This window comes from Aminobacter sp. AP02 (assembly GCF_003148805.1).
Lineage (GTDB): Bacteria > Pseudomonadota > Alphaproteobacteria > Rhizobiales > Rhizobiaceae > Aminobacter.
Window position 1 is genome coordinate 1 of sequence record NZ_QGGX01000065.1, and the last position, 1,434, is coordinate 1,434.

The 1,434-nt window shown below is 62.1% G+C and carries 1 pseudogene; it reads right to left on the reverse strand.

Going from position 1 to position 1,434, the window contains the following annotated elements:
* Positions 1-299: 299 nt before the first annotated feature.
* Positions 300-1,326 (reverse strand): annotated as a pseudogene (locus C8K44_RS27185) (IS110 family transposase).
* Positions 1,327-1,434 lie beyond the last annotated feature (108 nt).

Consider the following 1,434-nt stretch of genomic DNA (forward strand, 5'->3'; position numbering starts at 1 on the left):
CTGTCAAGCACAGCTTTCCGCCCTGTGCTTGCGAGGCACATGCTGATTGTTTTGGTTGCGGTAGTTGTTGTCGATCTCTCGGCGCGTGCTGATCGATGGTGAGTTCCCGTCAGGTGTCTGGCTTCTCTGCGAAGTCGGCGCGGGGCCGCTTCATGATCGGGTCGGATGGATAGGCGTCTCAATCTTTTTTCCGAAACTGTCAGCCTTAACTGACGTTCAGCCCCGTCTCGAGATTGCCTGCCCACTCGTCCCTGAACGGGACCTCTATCCGCAGCGACGCGGAACTCTGAATTGCCCTCTCAGGCGGTCTTGGTCTCCCAGCGATACGGTGTGTTGTCGACCCACATCCGATGCAGGATGATCGCCAGGCGCCGAGCCACCGCCACGGTTGCCTTTGCCATGCCTCGCCTGCGCGCGACGGCAAGCCCCCACGCCTTCAACGGCGAACTGCGCTTCGATATTCGCAGCAGGATCCCGGCGGCTTCGACCAGTGCCCAGCGTATCCCGGCATCACCGCACTTCGAAATGCCCCGATCCCGATCGATCTCACCGGATTGATAGCGCGAGGGCGTCAATCCGAAGTGAGCCGGGACGGATCGTGATCGGGCCAAAACGCGCTGGCTCATCGACGCCCGCCCGGAAACTTAGGGCGACCATCGGGCCGACGCCGGGCGCCGTCATCAAGAGTTTGCAGGTATCGTCGCTCTCCGCCAGCCGCTCCATAGCCTTATGCAGATGCTGAAATTGCTGGCGCAGCACGCGCCGGATTTCGAGAAGAGGCTCAACGATCAGCCGCAGATGCGGGGATTGGTCGAGTAGCGCGATGATGCGCCGCTCAAATTGCAGCCGGGTTACGGCGCCGACCTTGAGGCCAAAGTTGCGCAGCAGGCCGCGCAGGTTGTTCTCCGCATCGAGAATCTTGGTCTGAACGAATTTGCGCGCGGTGAGCAGCATCCGGGTCTCCTGGCTCCGGACGGTCTTGACGTGCACGGGCTTGAAAAGCCCGACGCGCATCATCTGCGCGATCCCGCGGGCATCGTTGCGATCGGTCTTGTTGATCTGCGCCGAGAGCGCGGCCTTCATGTGCCGCGTCTCGACGCAGATCACCGGATAGCCCGCAGCCGCCAGGCCGCTGTAGAGCCACTGCGACAGCGGTCCGGCCTCCAGGCCGATCCGCTTGTAGGGTCCGCCGATCGCATGAAGCAGGGTGCCGATCGCATCCGGCTCGCTCTCGACCTTGCTCTCCCGAAGGAGCTTGCCACTCGCGTCCATCACGCAGACACAGGTGGTGCAAACAGACACATCAAGACCGACGAACAGTTCCATGGCAGACCTCCTGACCGGTTGAACCGATGGAGCCTGCCCGGAAACCGCCCTCCCGTCACTTCTGGATCGGGAGAGTGGCCGGAGCCCCAATCATCCGATCTTTTTTGT